Here is a 16,984-nt window from a genome sequence, read left to right as displayed (position 1 = left end):
CGTAATAAACCGTCAACGCACTCCGCTTGGCGGTTTTTTCTTTTAGGAGAGTCCATGCCACTGCCCCCAATCCCCACTCAAATTGCTGATCAAGTCAAACTCAGTCGCAAAGATACTCCCGACTTAAAGAAACGACCCGCTCTAGCAAAACCGGTGGTAGTGGAAGCCGTTGATTGGACTAATGACGCAGAGGAAGATTTATCTGCTGCAGAAGTAGCTCTCGAAAAGATCAAAGCGGATCATCGCCCCACCTCTAATGTGCGAAACGAAAGTAAGGCGTCTACACCCGCAAAACCTAAACGCGTGATTCGTACTGGACCGCCAAGCTTATTTGTTCTCGATACCAACGTATTGATGCACGATCCAAGCTCCCTATTCCGCTTCTCAGAGCACGACCTTTATTTACCGATGACGACTCTAGAAGAGCTGGATAACCACAAGAAGGGCATGACCGAGGTAGCTCGTAATGCCCGCACTGTCAGCAGATCCTTGGACCAACTGATTGCCGGAACAAGCGGCACTCTAGATGAGGGCATTCCCCTGAACAAGTTGGGCAACCAAGATGTCACCGGTCGCCTCTTCTTCCAAACCAAATTCTCTACGCAAGCATTACCGGAGGGTTTGCCCGAAGGTAAAGGTGACAACCTGATTTTGGCAGTAGTCAGCGAGCTACAAAAAACTCGTAAGGGTCAAGAAGTGGTATTGGTATCCAAAGATATCAATATGCGCATCAAGGCACGCGCACTTGGCTTACCGGCTGAAGATTATTTCAATGACCAAGTTTTAGAGGATCGCGACTTGATGTATGCCGGAGTCATGCAACTGAATGCAGATTTCTGGCCTAAGCATGGCAAGGATATGGAAAGCTGGGCTGACTCCAAATCTGGCACCATGTTCTATAGAGTCACCGGACCATCCGTACAAAGCATGCTGGTCAATCAGTTTGTCTATCAAGAAAATCCAGATGGCTCTACGCCTTTCTACGCACAGGTTAGAGAAATTAATGGGAAGACCGCTCTCTTACAAACACTCAGAGACTTCTCTCATCAGAAAAATAATGTTTGGAGTGTGACTGCGCGTAACCGCGAGCAGAACTTTGCCATGAATTTGCTCATGAACCCAGATGTAGACTTTGTGACCCTATTGGGACAGGCTGGTACCGGAAAAACTTTGCTTGCACTGGCTGCCGGCCTCGAGCAGGTCCTCGACAGCAAACGCTATAACGAGATCATCATTACACGTGCCACCGTCCCTGTGGGTGAGGATATTGGCTTCCTTCCAGGCACCGAAGAAGAAAAGATGCAACCTTGGATGGGTGCATTTGACGATAACCTTGAGGTATTACAGCGCAATGAAGATGGCGGCGCTGGTGAATGGGGTCGTGCTGCAACTCAAGAGTTAATTCGCTCCCGCATCAAAGTAAAGAGCATGAACTTTATGCGCGGTAGAACTTTTGTGAGCAAGTTTGTCATCATTGATGAGGCGCAAAACCTCACCCCAAAACAAATGAAGACCCTGGTAACCCGTGCAGGCCCTGGAACCAAAATTATTTGCTTAGGTAATATCGCCCAGATTGATACACCTTACCTAACAGAAGGCTCCTCTGGTTTAACTTATGTGGTGGATCGCTTCAAAGGCTGGCGTCACGGCGGTCATGTGACATTGGCTCGCGGTGAGCGCTCACGCCTTGCGGATCATGCTGCTGACGCACTCTAAGCAATCCCTCTCATGCCGCACTCTCCTGGGGTGCGGCATTTTTATTTGTAGCTTACTCATCCTAAGCGGATGCAGCACATTTAGCGGTAAATCAGGATCATCTTCCAAGGTTTCTCAATTTAAGCAAGACACTAGCGTCGGCACTGAAGATATCTCCATTGCAGCCGTAGGCTTGGTGGATGTGCCCTATCGCTATGGCGGTAATACCCCAAAAGGTGGTTTTGATTGCAGTGGGTTGATTGTGTATGTCTATAACAAAGCGGCTGGGGTAAAACTACCCCGCACTATTCAATTGATGAGCACCAAAGGTAGAAGTATTGAAGGTCAGCCTCCTGCACCAGGTGATTTAGTATTCTTCAATACCACTGGTGAGAAATATTCTCATGCTGGAATTTATGTAGGACAAGGCAGATTTGTACATGCCCCTAGTGCCGGAGGAACAGTACGCCTGGATTACATCACATCACCCTATTGGGCATCTAAATTTACTGAAGCACGTCGTATGGCGCCTTGATATTGACATTCTTTAGGGTTAATAGCACTTTCCCCATATTTCCTAATAGCTTAATTTAGATTACAGTATTTTATTAAGCAGTCCACGAAAAGAAGTACTCACAATTGGAGATGTCATGAAAAAAATCATCATCGCTTTAAGTATTGCACTGAGTTTTGCGCTCCCCACCTACGCTTTCGCCGACCAAGCGGCTTGCGAAGCTAAAGCAGTAAGCAAAGAAGGTAAACCCCTCTATGGCGCAGCTAAAGATGCTTCCATTAAAAAATGCATGGGCGGAGCTCAAGCAAATGGCTGTGAAGCTAAAGCAATTAGCAAAGATGGCAAGCCACTGTACGGTGCTGCTAAAGCAGCTTCAATCAAGAAATGTGAAGGCGGAAAATAAGATTAATTATTGAATCTATTTTGATCTGATTAATTTCTTGCATTAAAAAAGCCTCACACTGTGAGGCTTTTTCTTTGGGCAATTTTTTTTCTTATTTGGATTTAAAAAGGCTCGTATCCACCAGAAGAGTATCCAACAGAGCCCATCGCTAAGTTGTCAAACTTAGTATATGGACCTTGCCAACTTAAGCGCACAGTTCCAATCGGACCGTTACGTTGTTTACCAATGATGATCTCAGCCATACCTTTATCGGTGGTAGTGTCCGGGTGATAAACCTCATCACGATAGATGAACATAATTAAGTCGGCATCTTGCTCGATAGCGCCTGACTCACGCAAGTCTGACATGATTGGACGCTTATTAGGGCGTTGCTCAAGACCACGATTTAACTGTGAGAGCGCAACTACAGGACACTGCAGTTCTTTTGCAAGAGACTTGAGGGAGCGGGAGATTTCTGAAATCTCGGTTGCGCGGTTTTCAGAACCGGAGCCACTCATCAACTGCAAGTAATCAATCACTACCAAACCAAGAGTACCACCAAAGTTTCTGGCGATACGGCGTGCGCGTGCGCGCAACTCTAAGCTAGATAAAGAGCCGGTCTCATCAATCAAAATTTGGGTATTACTTAAACGTGCAATGGCATCAGTGACACGCGGCCACTCATCATCTTGCAACTTACCGGTACGCATGCGACTCTGGTCTACGCGCCCTACCGAACCCAATAAACGGGCAGCCAATTGTTCGCCCGACATCTCCATGGAGAAAACCACAACAGGCAAACCTTCTGCCAATGCAACGTTCTCAGCAATATTCAAGGCAAATGCAGTGTTGTGAGTAACGACATAATCATTCGTTACGTAAGTTCTTTGAGGATGGCTTACTGAAATACATTGCGCTTCAGACATCCTAGACGGCTCAATACTCTTGAATGAAAGTCTACGTTGGCGATCCCAACTTGCTCTTAATCTTTCAGTCTTTTCAGGCAGAGTAAACGCTTGAAAACCGGGGTCAAAACTCATATTTAAAACATAACTTAGGCGACCTTGCTTCTTTTCACCCTTGTAGGTGAAGCTTGTCTGCTTATGCGCTATTGAGCAAAAACCACCCAAAGATCTGGCTAAAGTTGCAACATCTTCAGATAATTGTTTGCTTGCTGTACAAAAGCGAATAGAGCCCCATTTCTCAATCCAACCATCGGTATCCATCAGACCTTGGAACAATGCAAGACGAGAATTCTTGTTCGCCTCAAGATAAGTTGCTGGAATGTGTTTATCAAAACTTCTGCAGCCAAGAATACCGATATCCTGCAATGCAGACCTGAAAAAATTTGTCTTTACGGCCGCTCTTTGGCCATTAGCAGCAATTCTTTCTTTTGAGACTAATCTCCAGTCATAAGCATTAGCGTGAACTAACTCCATCTCGTAGTTTGCAAGTAAATTCATGCGCTCTACAAGCTCAGGGGACTTGGTTGAAAACATCACCGAGCTGTGAGACAGAGCTAAAGTTCCATCTCCAAGCAACGCACCCAAAACCCACGGATGGACTGGCAATGCATTCGAATGACCGAAATCGCCTGAGACCGGATCAATCCACAATCTATTTTTATATCGAACACATTGCAGCATTTCCATTAATCGGGTGGTATTGATAATACGTGGCTCGGACCAATCGCGATACATCACACGCCATAAATGCTCGTCACAACACTCCGCTTGACGACCATCAGAAAAAGTTACTTTATATATCTGCTTCATGCCTTGCGGATAAATACCGGTGACCATTGAATGCTGACCATCGACAGAGGCGAGACGATCACCAAACTTCAGATCACCCATCAGCTTCCAGCCATCAACCGTTTTCACTTTTGCATCCAGTGGTTGCGCCTTACCCATAGAAGGACGACCCGCAACAATCACTAAGTCGCCTTTTTGCAGGCCACTAGTTTGCTTATCTAAATCAATAAAGCCCGTGGCAATACCAGTGATGTCGCTACCGCCTTGGCGGTTATAAAGCTCATCAATACGGGCAACAACAGCTTTGAGCAAAGGCTCAATCTCAAGATAGTCGGCCTTGCGACTACCCTCTTCACCAATCTGAAGAATCCGTGATTCAGCCTCATCCAACAAAGTTCTTACAGTGCGCCCCTCAGGAACGAATGCTGAATTAACGATGCTGTCTGAAACTTCGATCAAGCGACGCAAAATACTGCGGTCACGAACGATATCGGCATAGCCTTTAATATTCGCTGCACTGGGAGTGTTTTGCGCCAATGAATTTAGGTAATCAATACCAACCAAATCACCACCCTGCTCAGATTTAATTGCATCATGAACGGTAATGACGTCAGCAGGATGATTGTCGCCAACCAAACGAGCAATTGCTTTGTAGATCAAAGCATGTTCGGGGCGATAGAAATCTTTGTCGTTTAATACTCCACCCAGGTTATCCCAAGAGGAGTTATCGATCAGTAGACCGCCGAGCAAAGATTGCTCGGCCTCTACAGAATGCGGCGGAACTTTTAAAGCCTGCACGACTGCATCCCCAGAACCCATCATGCCGGGATTCAGCGTAACGGAACGTGAACGGGATTCAGCCATGAGGCTAGTTTACAGATCTAAAACTTAAGCTTGCTCGCCAACTACACGAATAGTGATATCTGCAACTACGTCGGTATGAACGGCAACCGCTACAGGATGATCACCAACCATTTTCAATGGGCCAGTAGGCATGCGTACTGAAGACTTCTCAATTGTGAAGCCTTTAGCTTTCAAAGCATCAGCGATGTCGTGATTGGTTACAGAACCAAACAAACGACCGTCAACACCCGCTTTTTGACCGATTTCGAGAACCAAGTCCTTGAGCTTTGCGCCAACTACTTCAGCAGCAGCCAATTTCTCAGCAGCTAATTTTTCCAACTCAGCACGACGAACTGCAAAGTCAGCAATCGCCGCTTCAGTTGCACGACGCGCTTTACGTTGTGGAATTAAAAAGTTACGAGCGAAACCGTCTTTAACGCGAACTACATCGCCAAGGTTGCCCAGGTTAGTTACTTTTTCTAAAAGAATGATTTGCATTGAGGGCTCCCAATTATTTCTTATGTTGATCGGAGAATGGCAATAAAGCCAAGTAACGAGCACGCTTAATAGCAGTGTCTAACTGACGCTGATATTTAGCTTTTGTGCCTGTCAAACGAGCAGGAGTGATCTTAGCGTTTTCGCCAATGAAGTCCTTCAATGTATCTACATCTTTGTAATCAATCTGTTCTACGCCAGCAACAGTGAAACGACAATAACGCTTACGCTTGAACAATGGGTTCTGAGCTGGTTTCTTTTTGAAATCGGGTTTCTTTCCAAACGCCATGATGATTTCCTCTTTAATTTTTCAATTGAATATGGGTAATATGGAAAACAAGTCTTTGATTACGTAGAGTCTTGGGTGCTAAGAATCCCTCAAACACTGCCTCAGCCCCTAAATCCATTCGCTCTAAGTCCTTTTGTATCGGACCGATTGTGATGGCTTCAACGTTCATCTGAATTTTCCTTGCCACTCCTACCTCGTTTGCTTGGCCGCTATGTTCTAGCTGGCAATGCATCACCGGTATTCCTGCTGGTGTAAATCGAATCGCGTCTTTAGATACCAAGATCGCAGTGAGGGTGAAATGATTCAACGCCGCTCCGCTTCTCTGATACGTTTTCTAGTCTGTGTATTCCTCTTCAAATTTCTAACTTAGGCTGTCGCTACAGGAGCGTCGGCTTGAGCAGATTTACGCGCTTCTTCACGTTGCACTTCTTTCATCATGATGGAAGGCTCTGTTTCAGCTTTCTTAGTCTTGATGATGAGGTGACGCAAAACAGCATCGTTAAATTTGAACGCATGCTCGAGCTCTTCCAGAGTTTTCTGGTCGCACTCAATGTTCATGCAAACGTAGTGGGCTTTAGCAAGCTTGTCGATCATGTAAGCCATCTGACGACGACCCCAGTCTTCCATACGATGAATTTTGCCGCCCGCAGCTGCTAATGTAGCTTTGTAACGATCGATCATCGCTGGCACTTGCTCGCTTTGGTCCGGATGGACGATAAAGACGATTTCATAATGACGCATCTAACACTCCTTAAGGATACAGTCACCTGGGCGTCTTGCTAAGTTCTGATGGTTGTGAACTCAGCGCCAGTGTGACAAGGTAGTAACAAATTGTAGGTACTGCTAACAACACTTTTACAGCTGCTTTTCAGCACTTACCGGATTACAGGCAAGACCGCTATTCTAGCAAAAAAATCCTGCCAAGTCAGGGATTTACCAGCTATTTGAGCCTGTTTTTCGGCATTCAGAGAGAGTTGGAGTGCAATTCTGGCTCTCGGGGCAGTCAGACTACCTGAAGCTAAGCACCCAGCAATATCCTTTTCAGGCAAATCGAGCAGGGTTTCACCTGCGCCCGTTCTAGTAGTCCTCACCAAGGCAATTCCATGTTTTACTGCCGCACCAAGGGAATCTCTCCAGGCATCATGAAAGCCTCCCATGCCAGAGCCCGCAAGGACCAAGCCCTTTACTTTGGAGTTCAGCCAATGGGTAATCGTTTCTGAGCGAGCGCCTGCATGGCTAGTCAATATCTCTACCCAAGGCCATTCACCCTCTTTAGGAATGGGTAAATCTTCACTCCAAAGGGCCTGAACCGCCTTAACACCTGACAGCCAAGATGGATTAATCAACCCAACTGAGCTACTAGGAGAAGCTTGGATGGGTGCATTGAGGGCGCTACCATGGCGTTTTGCCAGATCCATAGCCAAACAACCCCTGCCATCCATAACGGCATAAATACCGCCAGGGCAGTTATCAATAGGTGTTGAAGCCCAACGAATAGCGTCCAGCAAGTTGGATGGGCCATCCGCCTTAGGGGCATTGGACGGCAACATAGCGCCAGTCAAGATGACTCTTTTGCCTAAATTTTGAGCATATTTTCCGCAAGTCAGCTGCAAAAAGACACCCGTCTCTTCAATCGTGTCAGTTCCGTGAGTGACCACTATCCCTTTAACCAAGGTATTAGCAAGGGCCTCTCTTACAGTCTCGCCCAGTAAGGTCAATAAAGACTCTGTCAGGTTGCGGCTATTGATATTAGCAACCTGCCTTGAAACCAAGCTGATGCCTTCAGGAACGGCAGACTGAATATGGGTAAGCAAGGAGGCCACTTCGACCTGGCCAGCTTCATATAGCATAGGATTTTCAGCTGGACTCGGCGCCAAACCGGCAATCGTGCCACCCATACCCAACACCAAGATATGGGGTGAAGTTTCAGGAGTATTTTGTTGAGAGCTCATACCCCATTATCCCCCTTAAATAGCTTGATCTATCAAATACTGCTGTATACAATCCCAGTATGGACATAAACACAGTCGATTTTCCGGAGGAGCTGACTGCCCTCCCCAAGCTCACTCCACGTCAGAATGAGATTTTGGAGTTGATTAATAAGGCCATCGATGAAAGTGGTCTGCCGCCCACTCGTGCAGAAATAGCTACTCAACTCGGATTTGCTTCTGCCAATGCCGCCGAAGAACATTTGCGCGCGCTTGCTAAAAAAGGTTACATCGAATTAACGCCCGGTACTTCACGCGGCATTCGGATTCCGCAACGATTTAATCAATCGCACAATAGCAATAAATACCGCCAGCTTTCTTTACCGTCAGGCGCATTACAACAACTCACATTGCCATTAATTGGTCGCGTTGCAGCTGGATCCCCAATCATGGCTGTGGAACATATTGAAAAGCATGTTCCAGTGGATCCAAATTTATTTAGTAAAGGCGCTGATTACCTATTAAAAGTAAAAGGTATGAGCATGCGCGATGCCGGCATCTTAGATGGCGATTACTTGGCAGTAAGAAAGACAACCGAAGTTCGTAATGGTGACATCGTTGTCGCTCGCTTAGATGATGAGGTGACTGTGAAGCGTTGGCAACAAAAGAAAACTGCGAATGGCATGGTCATCGAATTACAAGCAGAGAACCCAGACTTCAAAAACATTTTGGTAGATGATCGTCAGCCCAACTTTGCTATAGAAGGACAAGCGGTTGGCTTAATTAGGGCTGAAGGCCTTTAAGCAAGGTTGCATATAAGAAAAGGCCTCTGAGTAGAGGCCTTTTTATTTGCTGCCGTGAAGAGCGGTATTTTTGATTTACTTCTTACTAGGCGCCACTACGTTAGCATTCTTTGGTGAAGAAGTAATCGTGATCAATGTCTTTGGTCCAGTTAATGACCCTTCATTGAGTTCCACTGTAGCAGTACGATCACCTTTGGTGAATACCAAGATGCTCGTTTTTGTTTTCACTGCGCTCACAGTTGTCCAGCCGGCACGTGGATATTCAGATTGGAAAAATGCATAAATATCAGTGGGCGTTTGCACACCAGATAAAACTACACGACCGACCCAGTTATCACCGCGACCAATAATTAATGAATCCGCGCCAATAATTTTTGAGGCTGCCGGCAAAGGCATATCGCCCAACAACTGAGCCTGAACTTCTTGAACTTCCTGAGGGGTACCTGTTGGCGAATCGCCAGAGCTAGCGCATGCTCCTAACAATACCGACAGGAACAAAGTAAGAGCGCTGAGTTTAAGGGTGTGAAGTTTGATCATTTTTCGCTTTACAGAATTGATGCGACTTTCTTATAGATGCTGAAAGTATTTTAGGTGCTCTACCTATTTCGTCAAGCGAAATTACTGGAGGCGCGTGAGGGAATCGAACCCCCGTACGAAGCTTTGCAGGCTCCTGCCTAACCACTCGGCCAACGCGCCATACTCTTGAATCAAAAATGGGAAGCTTTTGAGGGCTTCCCATCGAACTTGGAGCGGGAAAGGAGGTTCGAACTCCCGACCTATACCTTGGCAAGGTATCGCTCTACCAGCTGAGCTATTCCCGCATAACAGGGCAGTAGTTTAACAAACAATCTGCAAGAAAGCATTATTCCTCACAAAACCTTAAAGCTAGGGGAACTCAATCTCCCTGAAAGGCTTAACTGGCTGGGCTTTATAACGCTTAGTCGATTTTTCCAACGAGCTGAGGCAAGGCCTTTTTCATGTAATAGAACATCGACCAAAGAGTTAAAAATGAGGCAATCCAAATTAACCAGGTACCCACTTGCGCACAATTTAACCAACCAAATAAGGTGTCATTCAGCAATAAAAAAGGAATGGCGATGAGTTGAGCAGTCGTTTTGAGCTTGCCAACCATATGAACTGCCACACTTTTTCCGGCCCCTAATAAAGCCATCCACTCCCTCAGGGCGGAGATTGTGATTTCACGACCAATAATGATGAGTGCAACCCAAACTTGGACGCGATCCATGTTTAATAAAACCAATAAAGCGGCAGCAACAATAAGCTTATCTGCCACAGGATCCAAGAACTGACCAAATGCAGATTCTTGTTTTAAACGGCGCGCTAAGAAACCATCCAACCAATCGGTAATGGCGGCAGAGATAAAGATGATTGCAGCAATCAGATTCTTATCAAACGGAGTAAGCCAAGAATTGGGGAGATAAAAAATAGCTACCAACAGCGGAATCGCTGCAACACGCAACCAGGTCAGGGCGATCGGTAGATTAAAAGGCATTAGATAAGCATAAACCAAGAACGGTCAATGCTCCTAGTGAAGCTGACGATATATCTGTTCAGCGAGCGTTAAAGAGACGCCTTCAACACCGGCGATCTCTTCGATGCTGGCATTGGAGACGCCCTTTAAGCCACCAAAACGAGCCAACAACTTTTGACGACGCTTGGCGCCAATGCCCTCAATCTCCTCTAAACGGGAGATTGTCCTAGCCTTGGCACGCTTAGCGCGCATGCCAGTAATGGCAAACCGGTGGGCCTCATCTCGTATCTGGGCGACTAATAGCAATGCCGCGCTATCAATACCCAATTCCAAAGACTTGCGTCCATCCGCAAAAATGAGGGTTTCCAGTCCAACCTTACGACCTTCACCCTTAGCAACGCCCACAATTAAACCCACATCCATGCCAAATTCAGAAAGCACTTGTCTTGCCATCTCTACCTGGCCTTTGCCGCCATCAATCAAAATCACTTGAGGAATTTTTTCAACAGGTAACTCTTGAAAGTTAGCATAGCGTCTCTGCAAGACCTGGCGCATAGCTGCGTAATCATCACCTGGTGTAATGTCATTAATATTGAAGCGTCGATACTCACTCGACTGCATCGCGTTCTTGGTATACACCACACAAGATGCTTGGGTTGCTTCACCAGAGGTGTGGCTAATATCAAAACATTCGATGCGCAACTGCTCAAGACTCTCCAATTCGAGACTCAAGATATCAGCCAATGCACGTGCCCTAGCCAACTGCCCACCCGTCTCAACTAAGCGTTTAGTGAGTGCAATCTTCGCATTACCCTCTGCCATCCCAAGCCAGTGACGTCTTTGACCTTGGGGTTGATGCAAGAAAGTAATTTTTCTGCCAGCTTGTGCATTTAATAACTCGTGCAAATCTTCAGGGGGAGATTCATTGAGTTGAGTCAGGTCATCGCTTGCGGATTGAAGGGGATGATTTAAAACTAGTACTGGTGGAATTAAATTGGCGGCAGTTGCATCCACATGCTCTTCTAAATAATGCTGAGTAATAAAGGCTTCCAATATCTCCGCGGGGGATGGCAGCTCACCAGAGGTGGAGCGCAAACCTTTAGGGAAATAGGCTCTATCACCCAAGTGACGGCCGCCACGAATCATTGCTAAGTTCACGCAAACCATACTCTCCATTTGTGCTACAGCGATCACATCTACATCACCCTCACCCTCGGCAACGGTATCCATCGACTGTTGTTGTAGCACGCTAGATAAGTCAGCGATGCGATCTCGCAATACCGCAGCCATCTCAAACTCCATTGCTTCGCTATGCTTGTGCATTTCTTTTTCGAGTTCGGATAACACTCGGCTGTGATCACCCTCTAAAAATCGAGTTGCTTGGGCAACATCCTGCCCATACTGTTCAATACTCAGACGGCCAACGCAAGGAGCGCTGCAGCGATGAATCTGATGTAAGAGGCAAGGACGACTGCGATTCTTGAAAACAGAATCCTCACAAGTTCTTAAGCGGAATACTTTTTGAAGAATTTGCACACTATTGCGTACTGCCCAGCTATTCGGAAATGGTCCAAAGTAATGATTGCGCTTATCCACTTTTCCACGATACGAGGCCAGCCTTGGGAACTGATGCCCCGTTAACATCACATAGGGATAAGACTTGTCATCACGAAACAAAATATTGAATGGAGGAGCCAACTCTTTAATGAGATTGTTCTCTAAAATGAGGGCTTCCGTTTCAGTCCGTGTTACCGTTGTCTCATAGCGGGCAATTTTGCCCACCATTAGTTCGATACGCGGTGATAACTGGGTACGCTGGAAATAACTAGAGACACGCTTTTTGAGGTTGCGCGCTTTGCCTACATACAGAATATGTCCCGCTTCATCAAAAAAGCGATATACCCCCGGTAATCCGGGTAGCCGTTTAACATCCTGCTGAAGGGTTTCGAAAAGCGAATTACTCATGCGTTGGGATATTTTCTGCCAAATCGTCGATAACTATGGTGATGCCGGTGTTTGCTGGCGTCTAGCCCGAAGCTTATCAAGCATTCATAGGCAAGAGGTCCGTATTTTTTGCGATGATCTGCCAACCCTTAATTTACTCGCATCAGGAGTAGAGCCGTCCATTAAGCAAAAAATCGATATACAGCCATGGGAGGCCAGCCATGCTAATGCCCGTCATCCAGTACAAATACCCGACGTTGTGATTGAGGCTTTTGGTTGCGAACTGCCAGAACGTTACTTGGCGGGCCTTTTTATCGCCCCGGTCAAACCCATCATTATTAACTTGGAATACTTGAGCGCAGAGCCCTGGGTAATTGATTTTCATGGCAAAGCGTCACCTCAGTCACACGGTATTCCGAAATATTTTTTCTTTCCCGGCTTCCAGGATGAGGTGGGTGGGCTATTGCTAGACCCCATTCCGCCAGAAGGTCATATTGTGGCAAAAAATATTCCTGGCGATCTGAAGACCGTATGGTCTAAATTGCGTCCTGGCGCAAAACGGATCAGCATCTTTTGCTATCCCGGCGCTCCTCTGAAAAAATGGCTAGTTGACTTAGGACATCTTGGTGAAGATGTTGATGTCTTGCTTGCCCATGGTCATGCCGAACAATTAAGTCTTTATGGAGAGCACCCAATCTCTCTATCCACCAATATCCAACTGCTCTCGATGCCATTTGTATCTCAGGATGAATATGACTGGGTACTATCGCAATGCGACTTCAATATTGTGCGGGGAGAAGATTCTTTTGTTCGGGCGCAACTTGCTGGCAAACCATTTATTTGGCATATTTATCCCCAAGAAGACCGCGCCCATGAAGTGAAATTAGCAGCTTTTCTGGACCTCTACCTGGAAGAGGCTAGCCAAGGGTTGAGGCTAGCTACGATAGCCGCCATGACTTGGGCAACGCCCAGCGAATGGCTTAAGGACTTAAACAGCTGGAATGCGCATGCCGAGCATTGGCGCACCCATTTACTTGGAAAACAAGCAGATGGCGGCTTGCCAGCGCGTTTAATCCGCTTTGTCGCCTAATCCCAAGCAATAAAGGCTTGCGGGCGGTTACAATCTTGTTTTTGATAAAAACCGCAGAAAATTAGCTCTGCCCCCCAGGAATAGCAAGATGAAAACAGCACAAGAACTCCGCGTTGGTAACGTAGTGATGATCGGCACCGATGCCCAGGTCGTTTTAAAGGCCGAATATAGCCGCTCTGGCCGCAACTCCTCTGTTGTAAAAATGAAATTTAAGAATTTGTTAACCGGCGCGCCAAACGAAGGTGTTTACAAAGCGGATGACAAATTTGATGTTGTGATTCTCGATAAGAAAGAATGCACTTATTCTTATTTCGCAGATCCAATGTATGTATTTATGGATACTGAATACAACCAGTACGAAGTTGAAGCTGAGTTCATGGGTGATGCATTGAACTACCTCGAAGAAAGCATGCCGTGTGAAGTAGTATTCTACGAAGGTAAAGCACTCTCAGTAGCAATGCCTAACTCATTGGTTCGTGAAATCATTTACACAGAGCCAGCAGTTAAAGGCGATACCAGCTCAGGCAAGGTATTGAAGAATGCAAAATTGGCAACTGGTTATGAATTACAAGTTCCTCTATTCTGCAATACCGGTGACAAGATCGAGATCGATACTCGCACCGGTGAATACCGTAGCCGCGCTAACTAATTAGCTAGCTACAGATGTTAAAAAGCCCGGCATGCCGGGCTTTTTTATTTCTACAGACCAATATTTACTTAATCAGCAATAAGTCCCAACTGTCCCAGCAAGCCTTTAGCGTGCTGGTACTGGGCCTCGTTCTGCAATGCACTCCATATTGGCGCTGGCGCTAAAGGCATCAGACGATTTAAACGTGTTGCAGATTCAGATTGCTTTGTTTTTGAGACTTTTAATTTTGAGAGTAGTTGATCAGCAAGGTCTGGACGATTACAGATCAATACCGCATCGCAACCAGCATCTAGAGCCATTTCTGCACCCTTGACTACCGACCCTGCAACACTTGCGCCTTCCATAGAGAGATCATCACTAAAGATCACACCTTCAAAGCCTAATTCTTGACGCAAGATGGAATGGAGCCAAATCTTTGAAAATCCTGCTGGGTTCTTATCCACTTTTGGATAAATCACATGGGCAGGCATGACTGATGCCAAACTCAAATCTAACCACTCATACGGCTTAGCATCATCATTCAAAATTTCCTTTAAGGGGCGCTCATCTACCGGGATAGCCACGTGTGAATCTGCCTCAGCCCAGCCATGTCCTGGAAAGTGTTTACCGCAGTTGGCCATGCCGGCAAGACGTAAGCCTTCATTCAGACTCTTCGACAAAGCAAAGACTATTTGTGGATCGCGACCAAAAGATCGATCACCAATCACACCGCTGCGACCAAAATCTAAATCGAGCACTGGTGTAAAGCTGAAGTCAACGCCACAAGCACGCAACTCAGCAGCGAGCACATATCCGCAAGCTGTTGCTGCAGCCATTGCGATAGCAGCAGATTCTGCGGCATGAGTTGATTTATTTTTAGCGCTCCACAATTCACCCAATTTACGCATAGCTGGTAAGTGGGTAAAGCCGTCTGTTCTTGCGCGCTGTACTCGACCACCCTCATGATCAATGGATATAAGCACATCAGGGCGCAGCTTCTTAATAGCAGCAGTTAATTTAGTGAGCTGCTGGCGATTGGTAAAGTTTCTACCAAATAAAATAACGCCACCAGTCAGGGGATGCAAGATGCGTCGACGATCCTCGGCATTTAATTCCAGACCAACTACATCCAGAGTGACTGGGCCTGGGGCCATGGTTGACTTACTCATTTCTTCCTCTGATTAAACTGTATTTTTTATTTACATTTGAGTAACGATGACATGCGCAATTGCCATATCTTTTTCATCGCTAACAGTAACATGAGCTTCCCAATTTTTTTCCTGCATAAATTGTGCCAAAGCACCCAAGTACGAAGTGATTGGCTTGCCGCTAGGCTCATTTAGGGTTTGGAGTGAACGCCAAGTCATAGGCATTCTCATTCCCAAACCAATCGCTTTTGAGAAGGCTTCCTTGGCAGCAAAACGGGTAGCTAAGAACGCAATCCCGCGCTTATGGTTTCTGGCAAGGCGGTGCTTAAACACCAACATTTCATCTGGCCCCAGAATTTTTTCAGCCAGGCGGCCATTGGTGCGATCGTATGCCGCCTGTAAGCGCTCAATCTGCAGAATGTCTGTGCCGATGCCGATGATCATATTTACTGTAATGGGTTTTTGTTATTTGCTGTTATTAATACTTAAGCGCTGGCTCTACCCTGAGCCATCAAGACTTTCATGTCGGTGATCGCTTTTTGCCAGCCTTTAAACAAAGCCTCAGCCACAATGGCATGACCAATATTGAGTTCGGATAATTCAGCAATGGCAGCCACTAGTCTGACATTGCCCTCATGCAAACCATGACCAGCATTCACCCTCAGGCCGATACTTTTTCCAAATATCGCAGCCTTACGAATACGTTCCAACTCTTTTGCCTGCTCGGCTCCAGATAAATCAGCGTAACGACCGGTATGCAATTCCACTACGGTTGCGCCAACTTCTTTAGCTGCTTGGATTTGTTTTTCTTCTGGGTCAATAAATAGAGATACCCGAATACCAGCATCAACTAATTTCTTTGCAGCGGCTTTCACCGCCTCAAAATGCCCCAAGACATCCAAACCACCCTCCGTTGTGACTTCTTCACGCTTCTCCGGAACAAGGCATACATCGTGCGGTCTAACCTTGCATGCAATATCAATCATCTCGGGCGTTACCGCACACTCTAAATTCATGCGCGTTTTAATCAGTGGTCGCAGTGCTAATAAATCCGCATCTTTAATATGACGACGATCTTCCCGCAAGTGAAGGGTAATGAGATCTGCGCCAGCTTCCTCAGCCAAGGCTGCCGCCCTTAACGGATCGGGATAGACGGTGCCTCGTGCATTACGTAAAGTGGCGACGTGATCGATATTGATACCCAGTTCAAGGGTGTGGGGGCTACTCATCTGTGTAGATTACTAGATTTTCTTCAAATCAATCAAAATTTGGCGGGTCGTTAATACCTGATCCTGCAAATGCAAGCCCAGCAGAAAGCGCATTAACTGCTTACTCTCAGAAAGAGTCTCAGGGTCTGAGAAATCCCCCGCTGCAATCGCCAAAAGGGATTTACCAGTAAGAACAGGCCAGTGCCCAGGATCATCGGCCTGAACAGGGCGTACCCCTCGCTCTGGTTGATAGACATATTGCTCTTGAGCTAGAGGTACTTCATTTGTTTCAACGCAGCGATCTAAGGCGGCTGCATACCCCGTCTCCTGCAAGAGTGATAACTCAAACGGACGCAAAATCTCTTCTAAGCCTTTAGACTCAAACTCCAAATTCGATAAAGCATTAATAGTCTCAGAATAGCGATCGTAGAGTTTTTCATAATCATCTTCGCGCGCTAAAAACTTGACGAGCAATTCATTGAGATAGAAGCCGCAGAGCAAAGCATCGCCAACCAAAGAAGGCATACCCCCCACCCACTCTGACTTCGTTAAAGTGCGGAGCTCTGATTTACCACTCCAAGAAACTAATAATGGCTGGAAGCGCTGTAGAACAGGTCTTAAGGTTGAGTGTGGACGCTTGGCACCTTTAGCAATTAAAGCCATGCGGCCATATTGCCGAGTAAAGACATCCAGAATTAAGCTAGTCTCTTTATAGGGAATGCTATGCAATACAAAAGCAGGCTCGTCAGCAATGCGAATCGAGGCCATGAA

The 16,984-nt window shown here is 46.4% G+C and carries 18 protein-coding genes, 2 tRNA genes and 1 pseudogene; 6 read left to right on the top strand and 15 right to left on the bottom strand.

Features of this window, described 5'->3' with window-relative positions:
* Nucleotides 1-54: 54 nt before the first annotated feature.
* From VC188_RS04220 to VC188_RS04210, 3 genes and pseudogenes are all read left to right on the top strand, one after another.
* On the top strand, nt 55-1,716 hold the full coding sequence (locus VC188_RS04220) for a PhoH family protein (RefSeq protein WP_215321610.1): 1,662 nt from the start codon (nt 55-57) through the stop codon (nt 1,714-1,716).
* A 127-nt stretch (nt 1,717-1,843) separates the two neighbouring features.
* Nucleotides 1,844-2,227, top strand: a pseudogene (locus VC188_RS04215) (C40 family peptidase); the annotation flags it as partial.
* Nucleotides 2,228-2,345: 118 nt separating this feature from the next.
* Nucleotides 2,346-2,612 carry a hypothetical protein gene (locus VC188_RS04210; protein ID WP_323483135.1) on the top strand — a complete coding sequence of 89 codons (267 nt, stop codon included), beginning with the start codon at nt 2,346-2,348 and terminating at the stop codon, nt 2,610-2,612.
* 101 nt (nt 2,613-2,713) lie between these two features.
* Here VC188_RS04210 and dnaB read toward each other — a convergent pair whose 3' ends face one another.
* From dnaB to VC188_RS04180, 6 genes are all read right to left on the bottom strand, one after another.
* Entirely contained in the window at nt 2,714-5,164 is a 2,451-nt protein-coding gene (gene dnaB / locus VC188_RS04205; protein WP_323483172.1) for a replicative DNA helicase, read from the bottom strand.
* A gap of 69 nt (nt 5,165-5,233) precedes the next feature.
* Nucleotides 5,234-5,686 carry a 50S ribosomal protein L9 gene (rplI, locus tag VC188_RS04200; protein WP_072583119.1) on the bottom strand — a complete coding sequence of 151 codons (453 nt, stop codon included), beginning with the start codon at nt 5,684-5,686 and terminating at the stop codon, nt 5,234-5,236.
* A 13-nt stretch (nt 5,687-5,699) separates the two neighbouring features.
* Nucleotides 5,700-5,972 (bottom strand): 30S ribosomal protein S18, encoded by a 273-nt coding sequence (gene rpsR / locus VC188_RS04195; protein WP_011902267.1) that lies wholly within the window; start codon nt 5,970-5,972, stop codon nt 5,700-5,702.
* 13 nt (nt 5,973-5,985) lie between these two features.
* Nucleotides 5,986-6,279, bottom strand: a complete 294-nt coding sequence (priB, locus tag VC188_RS04190; protein ID WP_215321607.1) for a primosomal replication protein N — start codon at nt 6,277-6,279, stop codon at nt 5,986-5,988.
* Between the two features lie 59 nt (nt 6,280-6,338).
* Entirely contained in the window at nt 6,339-6,713 is a 375-nt protein-coding gene (gene rpsF / locus VC188_RS04185; protein WP_072583121.1) for a 30S ribosomal protein S6, read from the bottom strand.
* Nucleotides 6,714-6,847: 134 nt separating this feature from the next.
* The gene (locus VC188_RS04180) at nt 6,848-7,924 is read right to left on the bottom strand and encodes an asparaginase (protein WP_323483134.1); all 1,077 of its coding nucleotides are present in this window, start codon (nt 7,922-7,924) and stop codon (nt 6,848-6,850) included.
* Nucleotides 7,925-7,983: 59 nt separating this feature from the next.
* On the opposite strand from VC188_RS04180, the gene lexA reads away from it, so the two are divergent.
* Entirely contained in the window at nt 7,984-8,703 is a 720-nt protein-coding gene (lexA, locus tag VC188_RS04175) for a transcriptional repressor LexA (RefSeq protein WP_323483133.1), read from the top strand.
* 75 nt (nt 8,704-8,778) lie between these two features.
* Here lexA and VC188_RS04170 read toward each other — a convergent pair whose 3' ends face one another.
* From VC188_RS04170 to uvrC, 5 genes are all read right to left on the bottom strand, one after another.
* Nucleotides 8,779-9,240, bottom strand: coding sequence for a hypothetical protein (locus VC188_RS04170; protein ID WP_323483132.1), 462 nt, complete (start codon nt 9,238-9,240; stop codon nt 8,779-8,781).
* Between the two features lie 85 nt (nt 9,241-9,325).
* Nucleotides 9,326-9,399: transfer RNA gene (locus VC188_RS04165), tRNA-Cys, on the bottom strand.
* Nucleotides 9,400-9,448: 49 nt separating this feature from the next.
* Nucleotides 9,449-9,524, bottom strand: a tRNA-Gly gene (locus VC188_RS04160).
* A 116-nt stretch (nt 9,525-9,640) separates the two neighbouring features.
* Nucleotides 9,641-10,216: a CDP-diacylglycerol--glycerol-3-phosphate 3-phosphatidyltransferase gene (gene pgsA / locus VC188_RS04155; RefSeq protein ID WP_216157492.1), complete on the bottom strand. Its 576-nt coding sequence runs from the start codon at nt 10,214-10,216 to the stop codon at nt 9,641-9,643.
* 33 nt (nt 10,217-10,249) lie between these two features.
* A complete protein-coding gene (uvrC, locus tag VC188_RS04150; RefSeq protein ID WP_323483131.1) occupies nt 10,250-12,160 on the bottom strand; it encodes an excinuclease ABC subunit UvrC in 1,911 nt (636 codons plus the stop codon).
* On the opposite strand from uvrC, the gene earP reads away from it, so the two are divergent.
* Together earP and efp are read left to right on the top strand one after the other, a co-directional pair.
* Nucleotides 12,159-13,229, top strand: a complete 1,071-nt coding sequence (gene earP / locus VC188_RS04145; protein ID WP_215321601.1) for an elongation factor P maturation arginine rhamnosyltransferase EarP — start codon at nt 12,159-12,161, stop codon at nt 13,227-13,229. The genes uvrC and earP overlap by 2 nt on opposite strands.
* 88 nt (nt 13,230-13,317) lie before the next feature.
* Nucleotides 13,318-13,878, top strand: a complete 561-nt coding sequence (efp, locus tag VC188_RS04140; protein WP_072583128.1) for an elongation factor P — start codon at nt 13,318-13,320, stop codon at nt 13,876-13,878.
* A gap of 68 nt (nt 13,879-13,946) precedes the next feature.
* Here the strand turns inward: efp and nagZ are convergent, their stop codons facing one another.
* Genes nagZ through recO form a run of 4 tightly spaced genes read right to left on the bottom strand, consistent with a single transcriptional unit; the run spans nt 13,947 to nt 16,981 of the window.
* Nucleotides 13,947-15,026, bottom strand: a complete 1,080-nt coding sequence (nagZ, locus tag VC188_RS04135; protein ID WP_215321600.1) for a beta-N-acetylhexosaminidase — start codon at nt 15,024-15,026, stop codon at nt 13,947-13,949.
* 30 nt (nt 15,027-15,056) lie between these two features.
* On the bottom strand, nt 15,057-15,449 hold the full coding sequence (gene acpS / locus VC188_RS04130) for a holo-ACP synthase (RefSeq protein WP_216190942.1): 393 nt from the start codon (nt 15,447-15,449) through the stop codon (nt 15,057-15,059).
* Between the two features lie 41 nt (nt 15,450-15,490).
* A complete protein-coding gene (pdxJ, locus tag VC188_RS04125) occupies nt 15,491-16,234 on the bottom strand; it encodes a pyridoxine 5'-phosphate synthase (RefSeq protein ID WP_216190940.1) in 744 nt (247 codons plus the stop codon).
* Between the two features lie 12 nt (nt 16,235-16,246).
* A complete protein-coding gene (gene recO / locus VC188_RS04120; protein ID WP_215321597.1) occupies nt 16,247-16,981 on the bottom strand; it encodes a DNA repair protein RecO in 735 nt (244 codons plus the stop codon).
* Between the last annotated feature and the right edge of the window lie 3 nt (nt 16,982-16,984).

Origin of the sequence: Polynucleobacter sp. MG-28-Ekke-A2 (assembly GCF_035012985.1) — a bacterium.
Classification (GTDB): domain Bacteria; phylum Pseudomonadota; class Gammaproteobacteria; order Burkholderiales; family Burkholderiaceae; genus Polynucleobacter.
This window is presented reverse-complemented; position numbering and strand designations above follow the sequence as displayed.

Coding starts and splice junctions, on each gene's coding strand:
- rpsF (WP_072583121.1), bottom strand. CDS start 6,713: ATGCGTCATTATGAAATCGTCTTTATCGTCCATCCGGACCAAAGCGAG.
- lexA (WP_323483133.1), top strand. CDS start 7,984: ATGGACATAAACACAGTCGATTTTCCGGAGGAGCTGACTGCCCTCCCC.
- recO (WP_215321597.1), bottom strand. CDS start 16,981: ATGGCCTCGATTCGCATTGCTGACGAGCCTGCTTTTGTATTGCATAGC.
- pgsA (WP_216157492.1), bottom strand. CDS start 10,216: ATGCCTTTTAATCTACCGATCGCCCTGACCTGGTTGCGTGTTGCAGCG.
- rplI (WP_072583119.1), bottom strand. CDS start 5,686: ATGCAAATCATTCTTTTAGAAAAAGTAACTAACCTGGGCAACCTTGGC.
- efp (WP_072583128.1), top strand. CDS start 13,318: ATGAAAACAGCACAAGAACTCCGCGTTGGTAACGTAGTGATGATCGGC.
- rpsR (WP_011902267.1), bottom strand. CDS start 5,972: ATGGCGTTTGGAAAGAAACCCGATTTCAAAAAGAAACCAGCTCAGAAC.
- dnaB (WP_323483172.1), bottom strand. CDS start 5,164: ATGGGTTCTGGGGATGCAGTCGTGCAGGCTTTAAAAGTTCCGCCGCAT.
- VC188_RS04220 (WP_215321610.1), top strand. CDS start 55: ATGCCACTGCCCCCAATCCCCACTCAAATTGCTGATCAAGTCAAACTC.
- uvrC (WP_323483131.1), bottom strand. CDS start 12,160: ATGAGTAATTCGCTTTTCGAAACCCTTCAGCAGGATGTTAAACGGCTA.
- acpS (WP_216190942.1), bottom strand. CDS start 15,449: ATGATCATCGGCATCGGCACAGACATTCTGCAGATTGAGCGCTTACAG.
- pdxJ (WP_216190940.1), bottom strand. CDS start 16,234: ATGAGTAGCCCCCACACCCTTGAACTGGGTATCAATATCGATCACGTC.
- earP (WP_215321601.1), top strand. CDS start 12,159: ATGCGTTGGGATATTTTCTGCCAAATCGTCGATAACTATGGTGATGCC.
- VC188_RS04170 (WP_323483132.1), bottom strand. CDS start 9,240: ATGATCAAACTTCACACCCTTAAACTCAGCGCTCTTACTTTGTTCCTG.
- VC188_RS04210 (WP_323483135.1), top strand. CDS start 2,346: ATGAAAAAAATCATCATCGCTTTAAGTATTGCACTGAGTTTTGCGCTC.
- nagZ (WP_215321600.1), bottom strand. CDS start 15,026: ATGAGTAAGTCAACCATGGCCCCAGGCCCAGTCACTCTGGATGTAGTT.
- VC188_RS04180 (WP_323483134.1), bottom strand. CDS start 7,924: ATGAGCTCTCAACAAAATACTCCTGAAACTTCACCCCATATCTTGGTG.